The sequence below is a fragment of the Herbiconiux daphne genome (genome assembly GCF_024979295.1).
In the GTDB taxonomy this organism is placed as follows: Bacteria; Actinomycetota; Actinomycetes; order Actinomycetales; family Microbacteriaceae; genus Herbiconiux; species Herbiconiux daphnes.
Window position 1 is genome coordinate 1 of sequence record NZ_JANLCJ010000594.1, and the last position, 587, is coordinate 587.

The following is a 587-nucleotide window of genomic DNA, read 5'->3' on the forward strand; positions in this document are numbered from 1 at the left end:
TATCCTGAACATGATCTCTACTGCTAATGTAGTTGCTCGTACCTTTGATGCTTCACCTAAAGGTGCTGATACTGTTACAGCTGAGGGTCTGAATCGTTGGGATGATACCCGTAATGCAGTTCGTACTGGTGCTGGTGACGTACTTGTCATCGTACCAACCATGAAAGCAATTAACCGTGAAGAAGCTGTTATTGCTTTTGGTGTAATCGAAGGTAAAGAAACAATTGACTTCGCTGATACCCGTGGTGAAGAGTGGGTTGCTAGTAAACGCCGTTATGGTACTCGTTACACTTTCGGCGATGTAGCCTTAATTTCTTACTCAGACTTGTCAGATGAACTTAAAGCTATTGTTAATCTGCCAGGCCAATCAATCGGTTACAAAAAATAACATGAGAGACTGGAGTGGTATATTTTTAGGTGCGATCATTGTTGTGATACTATCTGCATGTGTATCATTGGTTATTCTACAATCTAAAGAAAACCATGAGCTTGAAAGACAAGCTGTAGCATGTGAGCAGAACAAAGCGACTAAGGATTACCACAAATGTATTGCTCCTATCCGTGCTAAGCAGAACCATAGGCAAGCG

Annotated in this window: 2 protein-coding genes; both read left to right on the plus strand. The window is 41.7% G+C overall.

Going from position 1 to position 587, the window contains the following annotated elements:
• Nucleotides 1–388, plus strand: a 388-nt coding sequence (locus N1032_RS26650; protein ID WP_259543672.1) for a hypothetical protein, incomplete at its 5' end; no start/stop codon positions are given.
• Between the two features lies 1 nt (nucleotide 389).
• On the plus strand, nucleotides 390–587 hold a 198-nt coding region (locus tag N1032_RS26655; protein ID WP_259543674.1), incomplete at its 3' end, for a hypothetical protein.